18 protein-coding genes and 2 pseudogenes are annotated in these 20,927 nt (G+C 65.6%); 10 read left to right on the top strand and 10 right to left on the bottom strand.

What is annotated here, in order from left to right:
* The first annotated feature begins 56 nt into the window (after positions 1 to 56).
* From A2J02_RS13615 to A2J02_RS13625, 3 genes are all read left to right on the top strand, one after another.
* Positions 57 to 644, top strand: coding sequence for a peroxiredoxin (locus tag A2J02_RS13615; RefSeq protein WP_068050666.1), 588 nt, complete (start codon positions 57 to 59; stop codon positions 642 to 644).
* Between the two features lies 1 nt (position 645).
* Positions 646 to 1,185, top strand: a complete 540-nt coding sequence (locus tag A2J02_RS13620; RefSeq protein ID WP_068050667.1) for a carboxymuconolactone decarboxylase family protein — start codon at positions 646 to 648, stop codon at positions 1,183 to 1,185.
* A 77-nt stretch (positions 1,186 to 1,262) separates the two neighbouring features.
* Positions 1,263 to 1,934 (top strand): PhzF family phenazine biosynthesis protein, encoded by a 672-nt coding sequence (locus tag A2J02_RS13625; RefSeq protein ID WP_068050668.1) that lies wholly within the window; start codon positions 1,263 to 1,265, stop codon positions 1,932 to 1,934.
* Here the strand turns inward: A2J02_RS13625 and A2J02_RS13630 are convergent.
* Positions 1,924 to 2,598, bottom strand: coding sequence for a hypothetical protein (locus tag A2J02_RS13630; protein ID WP_068050669.1), 675 nt, complete (start codon positions 2,596 to 2,598; stop codon positions 1,924 to 1,926). The genes A2J02_RS13625 and A2J02_RS13630 overlap by 11 nt on opposite strands.
* Positions 2,599 to 2,636: 38 nt before the next feature.
* On the opposite strand from A2J02_RS13630, the gene A2J02_RS13635 reads away from it, so the two are divergent.
* Positions 2,637 to 2,867, top strand: a complete 231-nt coding sequence (locus A2J02_RS13635; protein WP_068050670.1) for a hypothetical protein — start codon at positions 2,637 to 2,639, stop codon at positions 2,865 to 2,867.
* Here A2J02_RS13635 and A2J02_RS13640 read toward each other — a convergent pair.
* Together A2J02_RS13640 and A2J02_RS13645 are read right to left on the bottom strand one after the other, a co-directional pair.
* A complete protein-coding gene (locus A2J02_RS13640) occupies positions 2,851 to 4,110 on the bottom strand; it encodes an aminotransferase family protein (RefSeq protein ID WP_068050671.1) in 1,260 nt (419 codons plus the stop codon). The genes A2J02_RS13635 and A2J02_RS13640 overlap by 17 nt on opposite strands.
* A 3-nt stretch (positions 4,111 to 4,113) precedes the next feature.
* Positions 4,114 to 4,548: pseudogene (locus tag A2J02_RS13645) on the bottom strand (Pr6Pr family membrane protein); the annotation flags it as partial.
* 135 nt (positions 4,549 to 4,683) lie between these two features.
* On the opposite strand from A2J02_RS13645, the gene hrpA reads away from it, so the two are divergent.
* The gene (gene hrpA / locus A2J02_RS13650) at positions 4,684 to 8,580 is read left to right on the top strand and encodes an ATP-dependent RNA helicase HrpA (protein ID WP_068050672.1); all 3,897 of its coding nucleotides are present in this window, start codon (positions 4,684 to 4,686) and stop codon (positions 8,578 to 8,580) included.
* 12 nt (positions 8,581 to 8,592) lie between these two features.
* On the opposite strand, the gene nrdR is transcribed toward hrpA, so the two are convergent.
* Both nrdR and A2J02_RS13660 read right to left on the bottom strand, forming a co-directional pair.
* Positions 8,593 to 9,057: a transcriptional regulator NrdR gene (gene nrdR, locus A2J02_RS13655; RefSeq protein WP_008716872.1), complete on the bottom strand. Its 465-nt coding sequence runs from the start codon at positions 9,055 to 9,057 to the stop codon at positions 8,593 to 8,595.
* 100 nt (positions 9,058 to 9,157) lie between these two features.
* Positions 9,158 to 9,571: a hypothetical protein gene (locus A2J02_RS13660; RefSeq protein ID WP_068050673.1), complete on the bottom strand. Its 414-nt coding sequence runs from the start codon at positions 9,569 to 9,571 to the stop codon at positions 9,158 to 9,160.
* A 397-nt stretch (positions 9,572 to 9,968) separates the two neighbouring features.
* On the opposite strand from A2J02_RS13660, the gene lexA reads away from it, so the two are divergent.
* Entirely contained in the window at positions 9,969 to 10,652 is a 684-nt protein-coding gene (gene lexA, locus A2J02_RS13665; RefSeq protein WP_037189497.1) for a transcriptional repressor LexA, read from the top strand.
* Positions 10,653 to 10,727: 75 nt separating this feature from the next.
* Here the strand turns inward: lexA and A2J02_RS13670 are convergent, their stop codons facing one another.
* From A2J02_RS13670 to ptsP, 3 genes are all read right to left on the bottom strand, one after another.
* Positions 10,728 to 11,870, bottom strand: coding sequence for an acyl-CoA dehydrogenase family protein (locus A2J02_RS13670; RefSeq protein ID WP_068050674.1), 1,143 nt, complete (start codon positions 11,868 to 11,870; stop codon positions 10,728 to 10,730).
* Positions 11,871 to 12,019: 149 nt separating this feature from the next.
* A complete protein-coding gene (locus A2J02_RS13675; protein ID WP_197478019.1) occupies positions 12,020 to 13,291 on the bottom strand; it encodes a uracil-xanthine permease family protein in 1,272 nt (423 codons plus the stop codon).
* Between the two features lie 22 nt (positions 13,292 to 13,313).
* The gene (gene ptsP, locus A2J02_RS13680) at positions 13,314 to 15,044 is read right to left on the bottom strand and encodes a phosphoenolpyruvate--protein phosphotransferase (RefSeq protein WP_231911456.1); all 1,731 of its coding nucleotides are present in this window, start codon (positions 15,042 to 15,044) and stop codon (positions 13,314 to 13,316) included.
* A 171-nt stretch (positions 15,045 to 15,215) separates the two neighbouring features.
* Here ptsP and A2J02_RS13685 point away from each other — a divergent pair, with 171 nt between their 5' ends.
* The 4 genes from A2J02_RS13685 to A2J02_RS13700 are packed head-to-tail and all read left to right on the top strand — an operon-like array spanning position 15,216 to position 19,344.
* Positions 15,216 to 15,983 (top strand): DeoR/GlpR family DNA-binding transcription regulator, encoded by a 768-nt coding sequence (locus A2J02_RS13685; protein WP_068050675.1) that lies wholly within the window; start codon positions 15,216 to 15,218, stop codon positions 15,981 to 15,983.
* Complete coding sequence (locus A2J02_RS13690; protein ID WP_068050676.1) at positions 15,980 to 16,990, top strand: 1-phosphofructokinase family hexose kinase; 1,011 nt, start codon at positions 15,980 to 15,982, stop codon at positions 16,988 to 16,990. The genes A2J02_RS13685 and A2J02_RS13690 overlap by 4 nt, the downstream gene beginning before the upstream one ends.
* A 9-nt stretch (positions 16,991 to 16,999) precedes the next feature.
* Complete coding sequence (locus tag A2J02_RS13695; RefSeq protein WP_068050677.1) at positions 17,000 to 19,045, top strand: PTS fructose transporter subunit IIABC; 2,046 nt, start codon at positions 17,000 to 17,002, stop codon at positions 19,043 to 19,045.
* 41 nt (positions 19,046 to 19,086) lie between these two features.
* Positions 19,087 to 19,344 (top strand): HPr family phosphocarrier protein, encoded by a 258-nt coding sequence (locus A2J02_RS13700; RefSeq protein WP_068050678.1) that lies wholly within the window; start codon positions 19,087 to 19,089, stop codon positions 19,342 to 19,344.
* Positions 19,345 to 19,408: 64 nt separating this feature from the next.
* Here A2J02_RS13700 and A2J02_RS13705 read toward each other — a convergent pair whose 3' ends face one another.
* Positions 19,409 to 20,377: a hypothetical protein gene (locus A2J02_RS13705; RefSeq protein ID WP_231911457.1), complete on the bottom strand. Its 969-nt coding sequence runs from the start codon at positions 20,375 to 20,377 to the stop codon at positions 19,409 to 19,411.
* Positions 20,365 to 20,927 (bottom strand): annotated as a pseudogene (locus A2J02_RS27245) (hypothetical protein); the annotation flags it as partial. The gene A2J02_RS13705 and the pseudogene A2J02_RS27245, both read right to left, overlap by 13 nt.

A 20,927-nucleotide genomic window follows, 5' to 3' on the forward strand; every position in this document is an offset into this window, starting at 1 on the left:
CGATCCGAACCGCCCACATACGGAACCGACGCGATCATTCGACACGAGGAGACCACATGGCACTGTTGACAATTGGCGACCAGTTCCCTTCATACAACCTCACCGCCGTCATCGGCGGAGACCTCTCCAAGGTGAACGCCCAGCAGCCCGACGACTACTTCACCACCGTCACCAGTGACGACCACGCGGGCAAGTGGCGCATCGTCTTCTTCTGGCCCAAGGACTTCACGTTCGTGTGCCCCACCGAAACCGCCGCGTTCGGCAAGCTGAACGAGGAGTTCGAGGACCGCGACGCACAGGTCCTCGGCGCGTCGGTCGACAACGAGTTCGTTCACTTCCAGTGGCGCGCACAGCACGACGAGCTCAAGACGCTTCCCTTCCCCATGCTGTCGGACCTCAAGCGCGAATTGGCTGCTGCCACCGGCGTTCTCAATGCCGACGGTGTGGCCGACCGCGCCACCTTCATCGTCGACCCCAACAACGAGATCCAGTTCGTGTCGGTCACGGCAGGCTCGGTGGGGCGCAACGTGGACGAGGTCCTGCGAGTTCTCGACGCCCTGCAGTCCGACGAGCTGTGCGCCTGCAACTGGAAGAAGGGTGATCCCACCATCGACGCAGGCGAACTGCTGACGGCGAGCGTCTGACATGACGATCGACAACCTCAAGAACGCCGTCCCCGAGTACGCCAAGGACCTCAAGCTCAATCTCGGTTCCATCGCCCGCTCCACGGTGCTCAGCGAGCAGCAGCTATGGGGCACCCTGCTGTCGGTGGCCGCAGCGTCGAAGTCCGCGACGACGTTGAAGGAGATCGCCGAGGACGCAGCCGATTCACTGTCGGCCGAGGCGTACAACGCCGCCCTCGGTGCCGCGTCGATCATGGGCATGAACAACGTCTTCTACCGAACCAAGGGATACCTGGACGGCAAGTACGACGATCTGCGCGCCGGTCTGCGCATGAACATCATCGGCAACCCCGGTGTGGAGAAGGCCGACTTCGAGCTGTGGTCGCTCGCGGTCTCGGCCGTCAACGGGTGCAACCACTGCCTGGAAGCACACGAGAAGACGCTGCGCGCCGAGGGCGTCGACCGCGAAAAGATCTTCGAGGCCATCCGCGCCGCGTCGATCGTCGCGGGTGTCGCGCAAGCGATCGAAGCAGGACGCGTCCTCGACGGTGCCGCCGTCTGAGCGTCGACCCGACCTGATCACCGAACGAGGGATCCGCGACCGCGGGTCCCTCGTTCGGCGTTTGGTACCGTCCGGGCATGGCTACCGACGTGTCCGTCGTCCGAGTTTTCACCGATGCCGACGGCAGGTTCGGTAACCCCCTCGGCATCGTCGCCGCGGATGACGTCGCCGAGGCGGACCGACAGCAGTTCGCCACCGAGCTCGGCTTCAGCGAGACGGTGTTCGTCGATCGCACCGATTCCGGTACGGCCTCGGCCACCATCTACACGCCCGCCGTGGAATTGCCCTTCGCCGGGCATCCCACGGTCGGACTCTCGTGGTGGCTGCGCGAGCAGGGACACCCGATCGAAGTACTCACAGTTCCTGCCGCGCCGCTGAACATCCGCTACGAGGGCGAGCACACCTGGGTTCGGGCCCGAGCCGACTGGACTCCGCACTTCACCTTCCATCAGGTCCAGGACGCGGCCGAGGTGACGGCAGCGGACCCGAGTGCGTACGACAGCGGGCACCACTACGTCTGGGCCTGGACCGACGAGGAGCACGGCGCGCTGCGATCACGCATGTTCGCACCGATGATGGGTATCGCCGAGGACGAAGCGACCGGCGCTGCCGCCGTCCGGCTGACCGGTGAACTCGGCCGGAGCCTGAACATCCTGCAGGGAGCCGGATCTCGATTGCACACTACCTTCGAAGCCGGATGGGTGGAGCTGGGCGGACGTACCGCGGCGGACGCGTCGATCAGCGTGTGACGGGTACGTCCACCTCGATTTCCTCGCCCAGACGAACACCGTCGGCGAGTGGGAGTCGATCGCCGCTCCAGAACTTTCCTGGGTCGAACCAGTTGGCTTTCTTGTTGCCCGTGAGCAGACCCATCGCGTCGTAGGTCATGGCCACCACCTCTGCGCAGTAGGCGGTTTCGAGGGTTGCTCCCTCACGTTGGCTGCGACGCAGTGTGGGGACTCGGCCCCGGAACCAACGACCGGCGAGCGAGGCGGTGGTCGGAAAGGCTGTGCCGTCCAAGCGGGCGATGGTGCGAAGCAGGGCGTCCTCCTGCTCTTTCGTCACGGACGGGGTGGAGCCTGCGGAACGACCCGCGTATCCGTCCAATTGTCGCAGCCAGCACCGCTGTTCGTACTTCGTGGCCCACTGGGTCACGGCCGCTCGCAGATCGTGCAGCTGCACTCCGCGCTGGAAGTTGCCGCTCCACATGTCCTGCAACGACTTCCCCAGTTCGGCGTGCCACATCAGCGGAGGCAGGTCGTCGATCACGACGGACATGCCGACGTGATTGACCGGACTGTTGGTCAGTGCCTGGATTGCGCGATCGGCGTTCGACTGTCCGCGGAAGATCCAGATGTCGCCCGTTCTGGTTGCCTCGACTGCGGTATCGAGGCTGATTCGCGACGGATTCATGGTCCACACCCTAGATCTCGTGACGGTACGGTGGCCGGATGAACGTGTGGAAGGCTGTCGGTCTCGCCGGGATGGTCGGTGTCGCGGCCACCGGGGCGTTGGTGGTTCGATCCGAGCGCAAGCGTCGTGCCTACGCGCCCGAGGAAGTGCGCGAGCAGCTGCACCGTCGTTTCGCGGCTGTCTCCGACGAGCCGACACCGGCACCCGCTCCCCCGCTGTCGCGAGGGAAGCAGCTGCTCGGCAGACTTCGGTTCAGCCGAGCGCGCTGAGGATCCGCGCGGCCAACTCTTCGATCTCGGCGTCGGTCATGACGAATGCAGGCGAGATCTGCATCGCACCCTGGCCGGCGGCGCGGCCGGAGACCCCGTGTGCCCGAAGCGTTTTGACGAAAGGCAATGCTTCGGCCGGGTCGGCGAGCTGCACGGCGGCAACAGCACCGATTCCGCTGCGGATCTCCGATACTCGGTCGTGTGCGGCCAGTGGCGCGAGGTGGGTGTGCAGGGCCGCCTCGATGCGCTTGGAGTGCGAGAGCAGCTCTTCGCGCTCGATGATGTCGAGGTTGGCCATCGCTGCCGCGGCCGCTCCGGCGTGGCCGCCGTAGGTGTACCCGTGTCGCCACCACACGCCGCCCGCGAAGAACGGCTCGGCGATCTTCGGGGCGATGAAGACAGCACCCATCGGTACGTACCCGGACGTCAACCCCTTGGCGGTCGTCATCAGGTCGGGTTCGAGCTCGAACCGGGTGGAGGCGAACCAGCTGCCGCCGATCCGACCGAATCCGGTGACGACCTCGTCCGCGACGAACAGCACGTCGTTGTCGCGACAGATCTGCCGCACCTCGCGCAGGTAGCCCTCCGGCGGCAGGTAGATTCCGCCGGCACCGATGACCGGCTCGCAGAAGAAGGCGGCCACGTTCTCGGCACCGACCTCCTCGATCAGCGCCAGCAGCGACTTCGCGTCGTCCCACGCCACTGTCTTGGCGTCGGGCATCAGCTCACCGTAGTTCTCCTTGTTGACCGGGATACCGGCCAGCGCGGTGCCGGCGACGTGCATGCCGTGATAGGCCTTCTGTCGTCCGACGATGATCTTCTTGGCCGGTTGTCCCATTTCGACCCAGTAGCGGCGCGCGAGCTTCGCGGCGGTATCGATGGAGTCCGAGCCACCGGAGGTGAAGAAGATCTTGCTACCCGGAACCGGTGCGATGGCAGCGAGACGATCGGCCAAGGCCAGCGTGGTCTCGGGTACGAAGTCGCCGAAGTTCGAGTAGTGAGCGATCGAGCTCAGCTGTGTGGCAACGGCATCGGCGATCTCGCGTCGGCCGTGACCGACGTTGGTGAACCACAGACCGGCGGTCGCGTCGAGATACTTCGTTCCCTTGTTGTCGAAGATGTACGCACCCTCGCCTCGCGAGACGACGAACGGCCCGCTGGCGGTGACGTTGCCCATGTCGGCGAAGCCGTGCCACAGCGCGGAGGAGTGTGTGGTGGCCGCTGGATCGAGGTCGGAAGACATGCGCTACACAGTAGTGGAGTCCGATTCGCTCGAGACCGATCCGTGCCTCCACCGTCCCGCGAGCCGTCCGAGAGCATTCACTGCCAGCGCCATGAGCGCGAAAGCGACGGTCAACACCACCAGCCCGACGGCAAGCGCGGGGTATCCCCGTTCCCTCGGGTCGAGGAAGGGATACGGGTACCAGTCGACGACGGGTCCACGGATCAGGGTGTAGATCCCATAGACCAGCGGGAAGAGCAACCACGTCAGGCTGCGTTACTCGGAGATCTGCCGACGCGGTGGAGCGAGAATCCAGTCGAGCAGAAGGACCACGGGCATGATTCGATGCACCACGTTGTCGGTCCACGGATCCGCGACACCGACATCGATGTTCGCGAGCAACACCGCGTAGATGATCCCGGTGATCACCATGTAGAGCGTCACCGATCCGCGAACAGCACCCGCAGCATCCTGATCGGTACCGGCGTACGCGGTTCGGCAGTGACATCGTGCACGATGCTCATACGGCGATCCTGGCACAGTCTCGGCCGCCATTCACGACGGTTGCGTCGATGCGGATATCCTGGAGCGAGTATGTCTACCTCGAATTTGTCCGGTCAGCGAAAATCTCTCACCCCACGTCTGGCAGACGTCACGATCCGGGACGAGAACCGGCTGCGGCGGCGACTGGACAAGGCTCGTACCGACGACGCGTTGGCCGCTCTCGAACGCGATGTCGCCCGCGCCGAGACGGTAGTGGCCAATCGCCGGGCGGCGGTGCCGACCCTCGAGTTCCCCGAGTCGCTTCCGGTCAGTCTGCGCAAGGACGACATCGCTGCCGCCATCGCCGAACACCAGGTCGTCATCGTCGCCGGTGAGACCGGCTCGGGTAAGACCACTCAGATTCCCAAGATCGCTCTCGCACTGGGCCGCGGAATTCGCGGTTCGATCGGCCACACTCAGCCTCGACGCCTCGCTGCCCGCACGGTGGCCGAACGCATCGCCGAGGAGGTGGGCGAGCCCCTGGGTGAATCCATCGGCTACAAGGTGAGATTCACCGACCAGTCCTCGGATTCGACCCTCGTCAAGCTGATGACCGACGGCATCCTGCTGGCGGAGATCCAGCGAGACAGACTGCTGCGACAGTACGACACCCTGATCATCGACGAAGCGCACGAGCGCAGCCTCAACATCGACTTCATCCTGGGTTACCTGGCGCAGCTTCTCCCCCGGCGTCCCGACCTCAAGATCGTCATCACCTCGGCGACGATCGACCCCGAAAGGTTCGCCCAGCACTTCGCGCGGGACGGCGTGCCCGCGCCGATCATCGAGGTCTCCGGTCGCACGTTCCCGGTCGAGATGCGCTATCGGCCACTGACCGTCGACGCCGGGGACACCACGATCGATCTCGACCCCGTCGACGCGACCTGCCAGGCCGTCGACGAGCTGATGGCCGAGGGCGATGGCGACATTCTGGTGTTCCTGTCCGGTGAACGCGAGATTCGCGACACCGCCGACGCCCTGAACGATCGCAATCTCCGCAACACCGATATCGTTCCTCTGTATGCGAGACTCTCTGCAGCCGAACAACACCGAGTGTTCTCCCCGCATTCGGGCCGACGCGTGGTGCTCTCGACGAACGTCGCGGAAACATCGCTGACGGTCCCTGGCATCCGCTACGTGGTCGACCCCGGTACCGCCCGCATCTCGCGATATTCGTTGCGCACCAAGGTGCAACGACTCCCCATCGAGCCGATCTCCCAGGCGTCGGCGCGGCAGCGGGCCGGCCGCTGTGGCCGCGTCGCCGACGGCATCTGCATCCGGCTGTATTCCGAAGAGGATTTCGAGTCACGTCCACAGTTCACCGAGCCGGAGATACTGCGCACCAACCTGGCGTCGGTCATCCTGCAGATGACCGCACTCGGGCTGGGCAAGATCGACGCGTTCCCGTTCGTCGAACCGCCCGATCCGCGCAGTATCAGGGACGGAATCGGACTGCTCGAAGAACTCGGGGCGCTGAAGCCGGCCACCAAGGACGGCACTGCAGAGCTGACCCCGATCGGCCGGGAACTCTCGGCGCTGCCGGTCGATCCTCGGATGGCTCGGATGCTCGTCGAGGCCAACGGCAACGGCTCTCTTCGCGACGCGTTGGTGGTTGTGGCGGCCCTGTCGATTCAGGACGTTCGGGAGCGGCCCGCCGAGCATCAGCAGGCAGCGGACGAGAAGCATGCACGCTTCGCAGTGGAGAACTCCGACTTCCTGGCGTACGTGAAACTGTGGACGTATCTGCGCGAGCAGCGAAACGAATTGTCCTCCAACCAGTTCCGACGCATGTGCCGAACAGAGTTCCTGCATTACCTACGTATTCGCGAGTGGCAGGATCTGCACGGCCAACTGCGTCAGATCACCCGCGGGCTCGGGTGGACGGTGCCCGACGCCGATTCCACCGAGACCGCCCTGCATCAGTCGCTGCTGTCCGGGCTGCTCTCGCACGTCGGACTCCGGGAGGGGGACAAGCGCGAGTTCCTCGGCGCGCGCGGAGCTCACTTCGCGATATTCCCCGGTTCGGGTCTGTTCAAGAAGCCCCCGCGCTGGGTCATGGCCGCCGAGCTGGTCGAGACCGGGCGCCTGTGGGGCCGTATGGCTGCTCGCATCGAGCCGGAGTGGGCCGAGCGGTTGGCACCGCATCTGGTCAAGCGGACGTACTCGGAACCACATTGGTCGATCAAGCGTGAATCGGCGATGGCCTACGAGCGGGTGACGCTGTACGGCATTCCGTTGGTGACGCAACGTCCGGTGAACTATCACCGTATCGACCCCGAGGCGTCCCGAGAGCTGTTCATCAGACATGCGCTGGTGGAGGGCGAGTGGAAGACCCAGCATGCCTTCTTCCACAAGAACAGGGCACTGCTCGACGACGTGGGTGAACTCGAACATCGCGCCCGACGGCGAGACATCGTCGTCGACGACGAAGCTCTGTTCGACTTCTACGACGCCCGCATCGCCCCGGAGGCGGTGTCGGCACGGCACTTCGACACCTGGTGGAAGAAGGCCCGCAGACAGGACCCGGCGCTGCTCGACTTCACCACCGACACCGTCGTCAACTCCGACGCGGCCTCGGTACTGACCGGCGCGTATCCCGACGCATGGCGACAGGGCGAGATCCAGTTTCCCCTGACCTACCAGTTCGAGCCGGGCACGGCGGCCGACGGCGTCACCGCACGAATTCCGATCGCTCTGCTCGCTCAGGTACAGCCGGTGGGCTTCGACTGGCTGGTCCCTGGGATGCGCGGCGAGTTGGTGACCGCACTGATCAAGACGCTTCCGAAAGCGTTGCGCCGCAATGTCGTACCGGCCCCCGACTTCGCAGCCGCGGCGTTGGCGGTCATGCGGCCCCGCGCCGAAACGTTGGTGACGGCATTGGCCCGTGAGCTCTCGCGGGCGGCCCAGTGCCACATCACGGCGAAGGACTTCGATGTCGCGGCACTCCCCGAGCACCTGAGAATGACGTTCGCGGCCGTCGATCCGTCCGGAAAAGTGTTGGGCAGCAACAAGGATCTGACCGCTCTGCGTACCGGTTTGTCCGGTGAGGTCGGCCGTCAGGTGGCCAGCGCGGTGGGTGACGCCGAGCGTGCGCCCTCGCTGGCGTGGACCTCGAGCACGCTGGGACGGTTGGAGTCGACCGTCACCCGAGATGTGGGAGGCCAGAAGGTCACCGGCTATCCGGCTTTGGTGCCGGAAGGACCGGGCGTGGCGGTTCGAGTCCTGAGCACCCCTGCTCAGCAGCGGGCAGCGATGCGTTCCGGAACCAGGGCTCTGCTGCTGTCGACTGCGCCGAAGGGCACCAAAGCACTGTTGGCCGGATTACCGACGGCGGAACGGCTTGCCCTCGGCCAGAATCCGTACGGCGGAGTCGATGCACTGCTCGAGGAATGCCGGGTTCTCGCGGTCGAGGAAGCAATGGACGCGCACGGTGGACCGGTACGAGATCCCGAGGCTTTCGACAAGCTCAGGGCGCTCGTGCACGCGGAGGTTCCGCAGCGTACCGCCGCGGTCCTCGCCCTGGTTCGTCCTGTGCTGACCGCTGCCCTGGCTTTGTCGGCGCAACTGCAATCAGCCTCGGGTGAGCCGGCAGACGATGTTCGGGAGCAGCTCGACGGCTTGATCTTTCGCGGATTCGTCACCGAGTTCGGTTCTCGCAGATTGGCGGACCTGCCGCGCTATCTCGCGGCGGCGACGAAGCGGTTGGCCACTCTGCCGAGCAGCGCAGGCCGTGACGCGGCGGCGATGGATGTACTCGATCGGGTGTACGCGTCGTACGGACGACTGCTGGATTCGCTTCCGGAGAGCAGAAAGAACAGTTCCGGGGTGCAGGAGTTGTTCTGGATGATCGAGGAGCTGCGCGTGGGACTGTTCGCCCAAGGGATTCGTACGGCGTATCCGGTCTCCGAGAAGCGCATCGAGAAGGCGATCTCGGACCAGAGCCGCTGACGGGCGGAACTGTCAGTCGATGTCGGCGGACTCGCGGTGCTTACGCAGTTCGTGGATTTCCTTCTCGAAGTCCTCGGCCGAACTGAACGAGCGGTACACGGAGGCGAAGCGCAGGTACGCCACTTCGTCCAGATCACGGAGCGGACCGAGAATGGCCAATCCCACTTCGTTGCTGGGGATCTCCGCTGATCCCGCTGCACGGATGGCGTCCTCGACCTGCTGTGCCAGCAGGTTCAGCGCATCGTTGTCGACATCTCTGCCCTGGCACGCGCGTCGAACTCCCTTGACGACCTTCTCGCGGCTGAACGGCTCGGTCACGCCGCTGCGCTTCACGACTGCAAGCACTGCTGCCTCGACGGTCGTGAAACGACGACCGCACTCCGGGCAGGAGCGACGCCGCCGGATTGCCTGTCCCTCGTCCATCTCACGCGAATCGACCACGCGTGAGTCGGGATGCCTGCAGAACGGGCAATGCATGAGGGACCCTCCGTCGTAGCCGATGCTCCGACGACGAGCACGCACATCGGGGCAGTCCACCGAGGATACTCAGCCTTCTCGAACCCGACGGGGGCGGTGGTCATCTGCCGGTCGTGTACTCGACGAGAGCCCCGTCGTGCACTTCGACCACACCGGCCGGCTGCACACCTGCATCGGGTGCGACTGCTCGCAGGTTCGCGATGCCGATCAGACCACCGGCCACGACGACCACTGCGAGCATCCACAACACCAGCGATCGCAGTCGAACCGGCTGGCTCGCGAAGTGCGCGGAGGTCGCGTCGAACTCGCGATCGGCATCCTCGCGGTCGGTGACGTCGGTCCACGACGGGTCGAGGACCGGAAGGCACGGTGCGCTCTGTGTGCGAGGCACCGTGGTGACGCCGTGCATCCCGAGGGGACTCCGCAGAACGGGACGGGCCCGGCGACGACGCTCGACGACGGTGGACCGGGCACGGACACCGGCGGCGGTGGGGCGATCGGTGATGATGGTCATCGGAACCTCGACTTCGCTCGTTGAATCGCTCGTTGGATCGATTGTTCGATCAGGCGTTCGATGGACGCTTGTTCGAAGTTCTATCACGAGCCTCCGACAAAGTCTGCAGAAAACGCGACACGAGTCGAACAGATGTTTGATTCAACAGCTGATACACGCTAGATTCGTGTCAGAAACCACACGCCACACGAGTCGACACCATCAACTCCAGTACGCGCAGACCTATCCCGCAGACCGGATCCCAGGACACCAGCAGGAGGCCGACAGCATGAAGGACGAGACCTCGACGAGGTCGACCACGCGTTCCACGACGACGGGTTCCAGGACGACCGGAGCCAAGGCCACCGCCACCAAGGCCGCAGCAGGAAAGCCGGCTGCGGAACCCACATCCAAGGCCATGGAGGTCGGCACCGACATCAGTGCGGGTCTGACCGAGCGGCAGCGGAAGGTACTCGAGGTCATTCGCGCGTCGGTCACCGAGCGCGGCTACCCGCCCAGCATCCGCGAGATCGGCGATGCGGTCGGTCTGACATCGACCTCCTCCGTTGCTCACCAGCTGCGCACCCTCGAGCGCAAGGGTTTCCTCAGGCGCGACGCCAACCGCCCCCGTGCCGTCGACGTCCGGGGTCTCGACGAGGTGCAGGCCGACCAGGCTGCCGCCGCGGTCGACGGTTCGTCGGCGTCCGAGGAACAGGATCGGTTGCCGACCCCGACGTTCGTGCCGGTGCTTGGCCGGATCGCAGCCGGCGGTCCGATCCTGGCCGAAGAGGCCGTCGAGGACGTGTTCCCGCTCCCCCGCGAGCTGGTCGGTCAGGGCTCACTGTTTCTGCTCAAGGTGGTCGGCGAGTCGATGATCGACGCGGCCATCTGCGACGGCGACTGGGTGGTGGTTCGTCAGCAGTCCGTGGCCGACAACGGTGACATCGTCGCTGCGATGATCGACGGGGAGGCCACCGTCAAGACGTTCAAGCGGTCCAAGGGCGAGGTGTGGCTGTTGCCGCACAATCCGCTGTTCGAGCCCATTCCGGGCAACAACGCCGCGATCCTCGGCAAGGTCGTGACCGTGATGCGCAAGCTGTAGAGATTGTCACGGCAGTGACATGCGAAGGGCCGCAGCACATGTGCTGCGGCCCTTAGCGTGCTTCGGATCAGCGGATCACAGATTCAATCCGCGGCCGATGATCTCCTTCATGATTTCGGTGGTGCCGCCGTAGATGGTCTGCACGCGGGAGTCCATGTACGCCTTGGCGATCGGGTATTCCTTCATGTAGCCGTAGCCACCGTGCAACTGCAGGCACCGGTCGATCAGTTTGACCTGGTTCTCGGTAGTCCACCATTTCGCCATGGCAGCTTCTTGCACGGTCAGCTTGTCTTCGTTGAGCAGTTCGATGAACTTGTCCACCATGATGCGGGTGGCGGTGGTCTCGGTGGCCAACTCCGCCAACACGAATCGGGTGTTCTGGAACTTGCCGATCGACTTTCCGAAGGCCTTGCGGTCGCGGCAGTACTGGATCGTCATCTCGAGCGCGGATTCCATCGCGGCGGCCGCGACGACGGCGATCGACAGGCGTTCCTGGGGCAGATTCTGCATGAGGTAGATGAAGCCCATGCCTTCCTCGCCCAGCAGGTTGGCGGCGGGCACGCGCACGTCGGTGAAGCTGAGTTCGGCGGTGTCCTGAGCCTTCATGCCGATCTTGTCGAGGTTGCGGCCGCGCTCGAATCCGGGCATGTCGCGTTCGACGACCAGCAGACTGAAGCCCTGTGCGCCCTTCTCGGGGTCGGTGCAGGCCACGACGATGATCAGGTCGGCGTTGATTCCGTTGGTGATGAACGTCTTCGAGCCGTTGAGCACCCAGTCGTCGCCGTCACGGACAGCCTTGGTCTTGATGCCCTGCAGGTCGCTTCCGGTGCCGGGCTCGGTCATCGCGATCGCGGTGATCAGTTCGCCGGAGCAGAATCCGGGGAGCCAGCGCTGCTTCTGCTCGTCGTTGGCAAGGTCGATGAAATACGGCGCGACGACGTCGTTGTGCAGGGTGAAGCCGATACCGCTGTATCCGCCGCGGGTGGTTTCCTCGGTGACGATGGCGTTGTAGCGGAAGTCCTTGACTCCGCCGCCGCCGAATTCCTCGGGCGCTGCCGTTCCGAGGAAGCCCTGCTTACCGGCCTCGACCCAGACGTCGCGGTCGACGATGTTCTGCTCTTCCCACTTCGCATGGTTCGGCGCTACGTGCTGATCGAGAAACTTCCGGTACGACTCCCGGAACAGCTCGTGCTCGGGCTCGAAAAGTGTGCGTTCCACGCAGATCTCCTTGTTCGGTGCATACCGACATCGACCTGTGAACGGTGTCATTCGCGGTCGTCGGTACGACTGACGTCACGCTCCAACAGTACGTTCGGGACGTCACGGAGGTCGATGACCAAAACGCGCGCGATTCGTGACCGACCCCGCTACCGTGCGCGCTTGCCCGCGCTTCTCGCGAGCGCCGAGACGATCGGGTACCCGAGAAGGATGCCGACCGAACCCCACGCGATACCGCCGAGCTCGACCGATCCGACGGACAGCGTCAGGTCACCGATTCCGGCGACGAGCGCGGCAGCGACGACCATGAGATTGACCGGATCGGTGAAGTCGACCTTCGCGTCGGTCCAGATGCGTACGCCCAACAGCCCGATGAGGCCGTACAGAACCAGGGTTGCGCCGCCGATGACCCCGTCGGGCACGGTGAAGATCAGTGCACCGAACTTGGGCGAGAACGCGAGCACCGTCGCGGTGATCGATGCGACCCAGTACGCGGCGGTCGAGTAGACACGAGTGGCCGCCATGACGCCGATGTTCTCCGCGTAGGTGGTGGTTCCCGAACCGCCGCCTGCTCCGGCCAGCGTGGTCGCCAGCCCGTCGGCGATCAAGGCGTCGCCGGCCACATCGTCGAGGTTCTTGCCGGTCATCGCGGCGACGGCTTTGACGTGCCCCACGTTCTCGGCGACCAGGACGATCACCACCGGCAGCGCCACGAGGATCACCGACAGCTCGAACGACGGTCCACGAAACTCGGGCAGACCGATCCAGCTCGCAGCGCTGAGTGCGTCGAGTCGCGGTTGCGCGATCCCTCCGGTGACTGCGGCGAACACCCAACCCACGACGACGCCGAGCAGAATTCCCAGTCGCCCGATCAGGCCGGGCCCCACCGCTGTCGCCAGCAGAATCGCGACCAGGGTGATGGCTGCGATCAGCGGCTGTGCCTCGAACGACGTGGTGGCGGCCGGTGCCAGGTTCAGCCCGATGAGCACCACGACGGCTCCGGTCACGATGGGCGGCATCGCCGCGTCGAGTACCCGCTGCCCTGCGAACTTCACCACGAAGCCCACTGCTGCCAGTACGACGCCCACACACAGGACGGCTCCGAGCTGGGCGGCAGGTCCGTTCGCTTGGGTGGCACCGAGCGGGGCCAGGAACGCGAAGGAGGAACCCAGGTAGCTGGGCACCCGGCCTCGGGTGATGAGCAGGAACAGCGCCGTCCCTATGCCCGAGAACAGCAGCGTCGTCGACACCGGAAATCCGGTGATCGTCGGAACCAACAGGGTCGCGCCGAACATCGCGACCACATGCTGCATTCCGATACCGATGGTGCGGGGCCACGTCAATCGCTCGTCGGGCGAGACCACCGCCCCGGCGTCGACGGTCTTTCCGTTTCCGTGCAGCGTCCAACCGAGAGTTCTCATGATGGAAGGCAACACTATTGGATCAGCCGAGAATCGCGCTCACTGCCTCGCGGGCAGCGGCGGTGCTGTCCGTTTTCAGGGCGGCCGCGGCCGCTTCCTTGCACTGAGCGAGCGTGACCGTTGCCAGTTTCGACCCGACATGCGCGACGGCAGCCGACGCAGCCGAGAGCGAGGTGATGCCGAGCCCTACCAGCACGCAGGCCAGCAGCGGATCGGCAGCGGCCTCACCGCAGACTCCGACGGGCTTGCCCGCCTTGGCTCCCGCGGCCGCGGTGTGCGCCACCAGTGCCAGCACGGCCGGCTGCCACGGATCGGTCAGGCCGGCGAGCTGAGCGGACATGCGGTCGGCGGCCATCGTGTACTGCGCCAGATCGTTGGTGCCGATGGACAGGAAGTCGACGTGCTCGAGGATGTGTTCGGCGAGCAGAGCGGCGGCGGGGATCTCGATCATGACACCCGGAGTGAGTCCGCGCTCGCGGACGTCGGCAGCGAAATCCTTTGCCTCCAGCGCGGTCGCGATCATCGGAGCCATCACCCACGGGGAGGAATCGGTCGCCTTCGCGGCTGCTGCGATGCCGTCGAGCTGACGATACAGAATCCCTCGGTCGGCCTCGGCGATGCGGATGCCGCGAATGCCCAGTGCCGGGTTGGCCTCGTCGGGATGAGTGGCGAACCGAAGTGGCTTGTCCGAGCCGGCATCGAGAGTCCGAACGACGACCTTCTTGCCTGCGAACGCGTCGAGTACCTGTGGGTAGATGTCGGCCTGCTCGTCGACGGTGGGTTCGGAGTCGCGGTCCAGAAAGCACAGTTCGGTGCGAAACAGACCGACGCCGTCCGCTGCGCTCGACCGCGCCGCGCGAGCACCGGCACCGTCCTGGACGTTGGCGAGAATGTCGACTGCGTGGCCGTCGGCGGTGGTTCCGGGACCGACCCACTGGGATACCCGGTCGAGCTCGTCACGGGCAGACACGACGGCAGCGCGGGCCGAGTCGGCGTCGGGTTCGAGATCGATGCGGCCGCTGGTTCCGTCGACGGATGCGTTCGTACCCGCGGCGATGTCGTCGAGCCCAGCCACGGCGACGATGCACGGAATGCCCAGCTGGCGCGCAATGATCGCGGTGTGACTGGTCGGACCGCCCAGCGAGGTGGCGAGTCCGACGATCAGGGTGGGGTCCAGACCTGCGGTGTCGGCGGGCGCAAGATCGTCGGCGAACAGCACCGACGGTTGCTCGGGTACCGGAACACCGGGCTCCGGAACGCCGAGTATCTCGGCGATGACGCGATCGCGAATGTCGCGCAGATCGGTCACGCGCTCGGCCATCAGTCCGCCGAGCTGGGTGAACATCGCGGCGAACTTCTCCGTTGCCGCCGCCGTTGCCGTGACGGCAGAACTACCCTTGGCGATCGAGGACCGAGCGGCACCGAGCCATCCGCGGTCGGTGGCCATCGCGGCGTTGGCAGACAGAACCTCCGAAGCAGCGCCGGTCGCGAGTTCCGCACGACCGCGTAGTCGGGAGGCGACAGCATTCGCTGCGGCGTCGAAGACAGCCTTCTCGGCCTCCCGATCCGCCTCGGCGACCTCGCCGGTGTCGGCCGGGATGGACGGTCGGGCACCGGGACGAATGACGGGGCCGTATCCGACGCCGGGCACGACGGGTGTGCCGCGCAGTGTCGTCTGCGCTGCTCCGGCCCCGGCTGCATCGACTGTGGTGTCGGTGTGTGCGGTCGAAGCGGTGCTAACCGATCCCGTCATGTGGTCCTCCTCGGATCCTGCGTGAACAAAGGTCATCGCATCTGTTCGGCGAGCTGTGGCGTACTCACTCACTTGCCTGTGTTGTGACCGAGATTACTCCAAACCCTTGACATGTCAACACACACGGGCGTAAAACAACATAAAGCAACATCAACCGGGAAGGAGACGCAGGTGTACGCCGAAGAACGCCAACACGCCATCGCCGAACTGATCAGCACGCACGGCCGCGTCTCCGTCAACGATCTGTCGGCCACGTACGGCGTCACCACCGAAACCGTGCGACGCGATCTCGCCACCCTCGACCGAATGGGAGTCGTCCGCCGCGTCCACGGTGGAGCAGTACCCGCGTCCGCACTGACCACACTCGAGCCCGGCGTCTCCGAGCGAGAGTTCACCCGCGCCGACCAGAAGGACGCCATCGCAGCCGCGGCGTTGTCCTTTCTGCCACCGGTGGGCGGCAGTGCGGTGTTCGACGCGGGCACCACGACGGGCCGGTTGGCGGGGCTGCTTCCCCACGACCGCGAGCTGACTCTGGTGACCAACTCGGTGCCGATCGCCGCCCGGGCCGCAACCATGCCGAGCGTGAGTCTTCGACTGCTCGGCGGGCGGGTGCGCGGAACCACCCAGGCTGCCGTCGGCGACGAAGCACTGCGCGCCCTCGAATGGCTACGGGTGGACGTCGCGTTCATCGGTACCAACGCCATCAGCGTCGGGCACGGCCTGTCCACCCCGGACAGCGACGAGGCAGCCGTCAAGCGCGCGATGGTCGATGCAGCCAACCACGTTGTGGTGCTCGCAGATTCGTCGAAGATCGGACGCGAGCACCTCGTCAGCTTCGCCCGAGTGCAGTCCATCGACGTGATCGTCACCGACAGCGATATCTCGAACAACGACCGTAAGAAGCTCAGCGACAAAGGAATCGAGGTGGTGATCGCATGATGGTCACACTCACGGCCAACCCGAGCATCGACCGCACGGTCACGCTCGACACACCACTGGTTCGCGGGGGCGTGCACCGGGCATCGACGTCGGTCTCCGACCCGGGTGGCAAGGGCGTCAACGTCGCTCGTGTCCTCGGCGGATCCGGAATCGACGCGATGGCCGTACTCCCGGCCAATGTCGGAGACCCGCTGCTCGACGCGATGTCCGACAAGGGCGTGCGGTACTCCGCCGTTCCGACGTCGGGGCCGGCCCGTACCAACATCACGGTGAGCGAGGTCGGTGGCACCACCACCAAGATCAACGAGCCCGGTGCGACGGTGTCGGAGCAGACCCGCACCGAGCTGCGGGAGCGAATCCTCTCTCTCGCAGTCGATGCCGAATGGGTGGTGCTCTCCGGTTCGCTTCCGCCCGGTCTGCCCGTCGACTGGTACGCCGAGCTCGTCACGGCGCTGCGTGCCACGTCGGCGAAAGTTGCGGTGGATACCTCCGACGAGCCACTGCTCGCTCTCGCGGCGGCCTTCCCGGCGTCGGCACCCGATCTGATCAAACCCAATTCCGAGGAACTCGCCCAACTCACCGGGTACGATTCCGAAGAGTTGGAAAGCGCAGCGGCGCAGGGTGATCCGACGGCTGCGATCGCAGCCAGCACCATCCTTCTCGGCCGAGGTGTCGGCGCGGTGTTGGCCACTCTCGGCAGCGCCGGAGCCGTGCTGGTCACCTCCGGCGGATCCTGGTACGCCAGCCCACCCCCGATCACCGCGGTCAGCACGGTCGGCGCAGGCGATTCCTCGCTCGCCGGCTACATCCTCGCCGACGCCGAGAACTGTTCCGACGCAGACAAACTTCGCCGCGCCGTCGCCTACGGAACGGCGGCAACCGCGCTTCCAGGCACCACGCTTCCACTGCCCGAGCAGACCCATCCGAATTCGGTGACGGTCCGTGCGCTCGACATCCCCACCTCCGTCAGCCCGTCCACGCTCTACCCTTCCTCGAACAGTCTCTAGGAGTCCTCAATGTCCACCCCCACCGAAGATCAGCAGATCATCGCCGAGGATCTGATCCTCCTCGACGCCGATCTCGGCGAATCCAAGGAAGCCGTCATCGAACGCCTCGCAGGCGTTCTGGCTTCCGCGGGTCGCGCAACCGAGACCGATGCTCTGCGCGACGCCGCTCTGGCCCGCGAAGCGCAGTCGGCAACAGGCCTGCCCGGCGGAATCGCCATCCCGCACTGCCGATCCGAAGCGGTCACCTCGGCCTCGCTCGGATTCGCCCGACTGAACCCCAAGGTCGATTTCGGAGCCCCCGACGGCCCCGCCGACCTCGTGTTCCTCATCGCCGCGCCGGCCGGAGCCGGATCCGCACACATGAAGTTGCTTTCCAGCCTGGCGCGTGCCCTGGTCAAGCCGGAGTTCGTCACCTCGCTGCGCAACGCGTCCTCGGCAACCGAGATCGTCACACTCGTCGACGGCGTCATCAATCCTGCTGCCAAGCCGGCCGCGACGACCACTGCGGCAGCCCCCGTGTCGACCGCCAAGCACAGCGCGGCCGCCACTCCGGCCGAGGCCACTGCCCCGAAGCACATCGTCGCAGTCACCGCCTGCCCCACCGGAATCGCGCACACCTACATGGCTGCCGATTCCCTGGTCGCCGCCGGTGAGCGCGCCGGAGTCACGGTGCACGTCGAGACCCAGGGCTCGAGCGGCAGCACGCCGCTGGACCCGAAGATCATCGCCGGAGCCGAAGCAGTCATCTTCGCCACCGATGTGGGCGTCAAGGGCCGCGAGCGTTTCGCCGGCAAGCCCGTCATCTCCTCGGGCGTCAAGCGCGCCATCAACGAGCCCGACGTCATGCTCACCGAAGCCCTACGCGCTGCACTGAACCCGGACGCAGCTCGCGTCGGCGGTACCGCAGTGGCTGCCGGATCGAACGACTCCGCAAGTGAACTCGGCTGGGGCACCCGCATCCGCCAGATCCTGCTCACCGGCGTCAGCTACATGATCCCGTTCGTCGCGGCCGGTGGTCTGCTGATCGCTCTCGGCTTCCTGCTCGGCGGATACGAGATCTCCGGAGTTGCCGAGGATATCGTCGTCAACAACTCCATCACCTCACTGCCCGAAGGCGGAATCGCCGCCTACCTCGCTGCCGTGCCCTTCCAGATCGGCGCGCTGTCCTTCAGCTTCCTGGTGCCAGCACTGGCCGGCTACATTTCCTACGCCATTGCCGACAGACCAGGTCTGGCACCAGGATTCACCGCAGGTGCGGTGGCCGTTCTGGTGGGTGCAGGCTTCATCGGCGGTCTCGTCGGTGGTCTGATCGCCGGCTTCGTCGCACTCTGGATCAGCAAGTGGAAGATCCCCGCAGTTCTGCGCGGACTCATGCCGGTCGTCATCATTCCGCTCTTCGCCACACTCATCGTCGGCGCGATCATGTTTCTGCTGCTCGGCAAGCCACTCGCCGCGATCACCAGTGGACTCACCGACTGGCTCAACGGCCTCAGCGGTTCCTCGGTCATCATCCTCGGCATCATTCTCGGCCTGATGATGTGCTTCGACCTCGGCGGACCGGTCAACAAGGCAGCCTACGCATTCGCCACCGCAGGCCTGTCGGTCACCGACACCGCGTCGCTCCGCATCATGGCAGCGGTCATGGCCGCCGGAATGGTGCCGCCGCTCGCCATGGCACTCGCCTCGACCGTCCGCGCACGCCTGTTCACCGAAGCCGAACGCGAGAACGGCAAAGCCGCGTGGTTCCTGGGAGCTGCATTCATCTCCGAGGGCGCAATCCCGTTCGCCGCGGCGGACCCGTTCCGCGTCATCCCCTCGATGATGGCCGGCGGCGCAGTGACCGGTGCGATGATCATGGCGTTCGACGTCACCCTCAGCGCACCCCACGGCGGCATCTTCGTGTTCTTCGCGATCGGAAACATCCTGTGGTTCATCCTTTCGCTGGCAGCGGGCACCATCGTCTCGGCGTTCCTGGTCGTCTCGGCCAAGCAGTTCGTCAAGGGCAAGAACGCCCCGTCGGACGCCGAACTCGATCCCGCACTCGCCACCGTCTGACACTCGCTACGATCGCAACAACCCCACTACGAAGGAGCACCATGCCCAGCACCACAGTCGCCGTCGGATCCTCGATCGGTCTGCACGCCCGCCCCGCAGCACTGATCGCCGACGCCGTCGCCGAAGCCGGCGTAGACGTCACCCTCGCAGTGGCCGACTCGGAGCCGGTGGATGCAGGTTCGGCCCTGATGATCATGACGCTCGGCGCCACCAAGGGCACCGAAGTCACCGTCAGCAGCGACGACCAGGCCGCACTCGACAAGGTCGTCGCCCTCGTCGAAGCAGACTTGGACGCATAAGTCGTTCCGCAGGCTCCACTCCTGCGACGCATAGGTCGTTCCGCAGGCTCCACTCCTGCGACGCCTAACCAGAGCGCATCGATCGCCGGACGGTGAATCCCACCGCTCCAGCGATCAGCACCACACCGGCAGCGACGGCCGCTCGGAACTCCCATTCCGAGTCCGTCGCTGTCGGCGTTTGCGGCGACCGATCTGCGCTCGAGGTCGGCGACACCGACTGCGGCGCACTGGATTCGGCGGCGGTGGGCTCCGGAACAGCGAGTTCGAGAGACCGCGCATCCGTGAATCGAAGAATCGGCGGAAGGCTTCCGTCCGTCGGAGCGTAACCCGCTTCCGACGCCAGGAGCAGACTTCCGTCGTCGAGGAACGCCAGTGCCTCGCCCTGCGGTTGATCGGGCAAAGCCGTCACTGCCCGCGGCGTGGCAGGATCGACCAGCGCGGACGCAATATCGCCATCGGACGAATCGAACAGGTACGCGTCGGTGTACGTGCGCACCGCGGCGACGGTGCCGTCGGCGCTCACCGCTCCCCCGGTCGCCAATATCGATCCGACCACGAACGGCGGCCCACCGACCGTGTCCGTTGCGGTGAACGCCAGATCTCCCACCTTGCGCATCGGCGTCGGCCCTGGACTGCTCAGATCGGTGACCGATTCGTCGCCTGCAGGTACGTACACCCCGCTCACGCCCGAGAGTTCCTTGGTGACGATCACCGGTCTACCACCGGGCTCGATCAGGATCGCCTCGGCGTCGTGTGCGCCGTCCGGGTAGGTCAGTCGGTACAGTTCGCCCGCACCCGATGCCGGGTCCATGCGCGTCAATGCCACTGTGTCGCGCCGCATCTGATTATCGCCGATGTCCGCCAACCACAGCGAGCCGTCGTACGACGTCAGGTCCTCGACGTCGTACGGGTCGACGGGAACGTCGATCCATCGCTCGACCGTGCAGTCGGCACCGAGCGCCGCGACCCGATCATCGGCTCCGCTGTCGCCGATTGCGTAGAGGACCCCGTCGATCGAGGTCAGGCCGGACAACTCGGCGAGACCAGGATCGGTTGGTCGACAATACGTTTCGGTCTCGATCGGAGCTGCGAAGGCAGGCCCCGACAACGCGACCGTCGTCGCGACCGCAGCCGCGGCCGCTCCGCACACCACCAGCCGTGGCCCCACCGAGAGCAGGCGGTGGATCCGGTTGCCGTGAACTCGACCAGCGCTGCCGCGAGCGATTGCGGCACACGCGCTTCCACGCGCGTGCCCTCTTCCTCATGGGTGGATTTCACGATCCGGCCGCCGGTGTGGATGCGCGCGACCAGATCGCCACGGGTGTACGGCACGAGTACGTCGACCAACACGTCCGGCTCGGAGAGGATCTCGGCCAGGTGATCTCGCAGGGCGTCGATTCCCTCGCCGGTCTTGGCCGAGACGAACCGCGCGCCGTCGAGCAATCCGCGCAGCTGGGTCAGCTGCACCGGATCAGCAGCGTCGATCTTGTTGACCACCAACAACTCCGGCGGCATCTTCGCATCCTGCTCGCGAACAACCTCGGTGATCACCTCGCGCACGGCCTTGATCTGATCGATCGGAA

Origin of the sequence: Rhodococcus sp. EPR-147, from assembly GCF_001647185.1 — a bacterium.
In the GTDB taxonomy this organism is placed as follows: domain Bacteria; phylum Actinomycetota; class Actinomycetes; order Mycobacteriales; family Mycobacteriaceae; genus Rhodococcoides.

Coding starts and splice junctions, on each gene's coding strand:
- A2J02_RS13615 (WP_068050666.1), top strand. CDS start 57: ATGGCACTGTTGACAATTGGCGACCAGTTCCCTTCATACAACCTCACC.
- A2J02_RS13620 (WP_068050667.1), top strand. CDS start 646: ATGACGATCGACAACCTCAAGAACGCCGTCCCCGAGTACGCCAAGGAC.
- A2J02_RS13625 (WP_068050668.1), top strand. CDS start 1,263: ATGGCTACCGACGTGTCCGTCGTCCGAGTTTTCACCGATGCCGACGGC.
- A2J02_RS13630 (WP_068050669.1), bottom strand. CDS start 2,598: ATGAATCCGTCGCGAATCAGCCTCGATACCGCAGTCGAGGCAACCAGA.
- A2J02_RS13635 (WP_068050670.1), top strand. CDS start 2,637: ATGAACGTGTGGAAGGCTGTCGGTCTCGCCGGGATGGTCGGTGTCGCG.
- A2J02_RS13640 (WP_068050671.1), bottom strand. CDS start 4,110: ATGTCTTCCGACCTCGATCCAGCGGCCACCACACACTCCTCCGCGCTG.
- hrpA (WP_068050672.1), top strand. CDS start 4,684: ATGTCTACCTCGAATTTGTCCGGTCAGCGAAAATCTCTCACCCCACGT.
- nrdR (WP_008716872.1), bottom strand. CDS start 9,057: ATGCATTGCCCGTTCTGCAGGCATCCCGACTCACGCGTGGTCGATTCG.
- A2J02_RS13660 (WP_068050673.1), bottom strand. CDS start 9,571: ATGACCATCATCACCGATCGCCCCACCGCCGCCGGTGTCCGTGCCCGG.
- lexA (WP_037189497.1), top strand. CDS start 9,969: ATGGAGGTCGGCACCGACATCAGTGCGGGTCTGACCGAGCGGCAGCGG.
- A2J02_RS13675 (WP_197478019.1), bottom strand. CDS start 13,291: ATGAGAACTCTCGGTTGGACGCTGCACGGAAACGGAAAGACCGTCGAC.
- ptsP (WP_231911456.1), bottom strand. CDS start 15,044: ATGACGGGATCGGTTAGCACCGCTTCGACCGCACACACCGACACCACA.
- A2J02_RS13690 (WP_068050676.1), top strand. CDS start 15,980: ATGATGGTCACACTCACGGCCAACCCGAGCATCGACCGCACGGTCACG.
- A2J02_RS13695 (WP_068050677.1), top strand. CDS start 17,000: ATGTCCACCCCCACCGAAGATCAGCAGATCATCGCCGAGGATCTGATC.
- A2J02_RS13700 (WP_068050678.1), top strand. CDS start 19,087: ATGCCCAGCACCACAGTCGCCGTCGGATCCTCGATCGGTCTGCACGCC.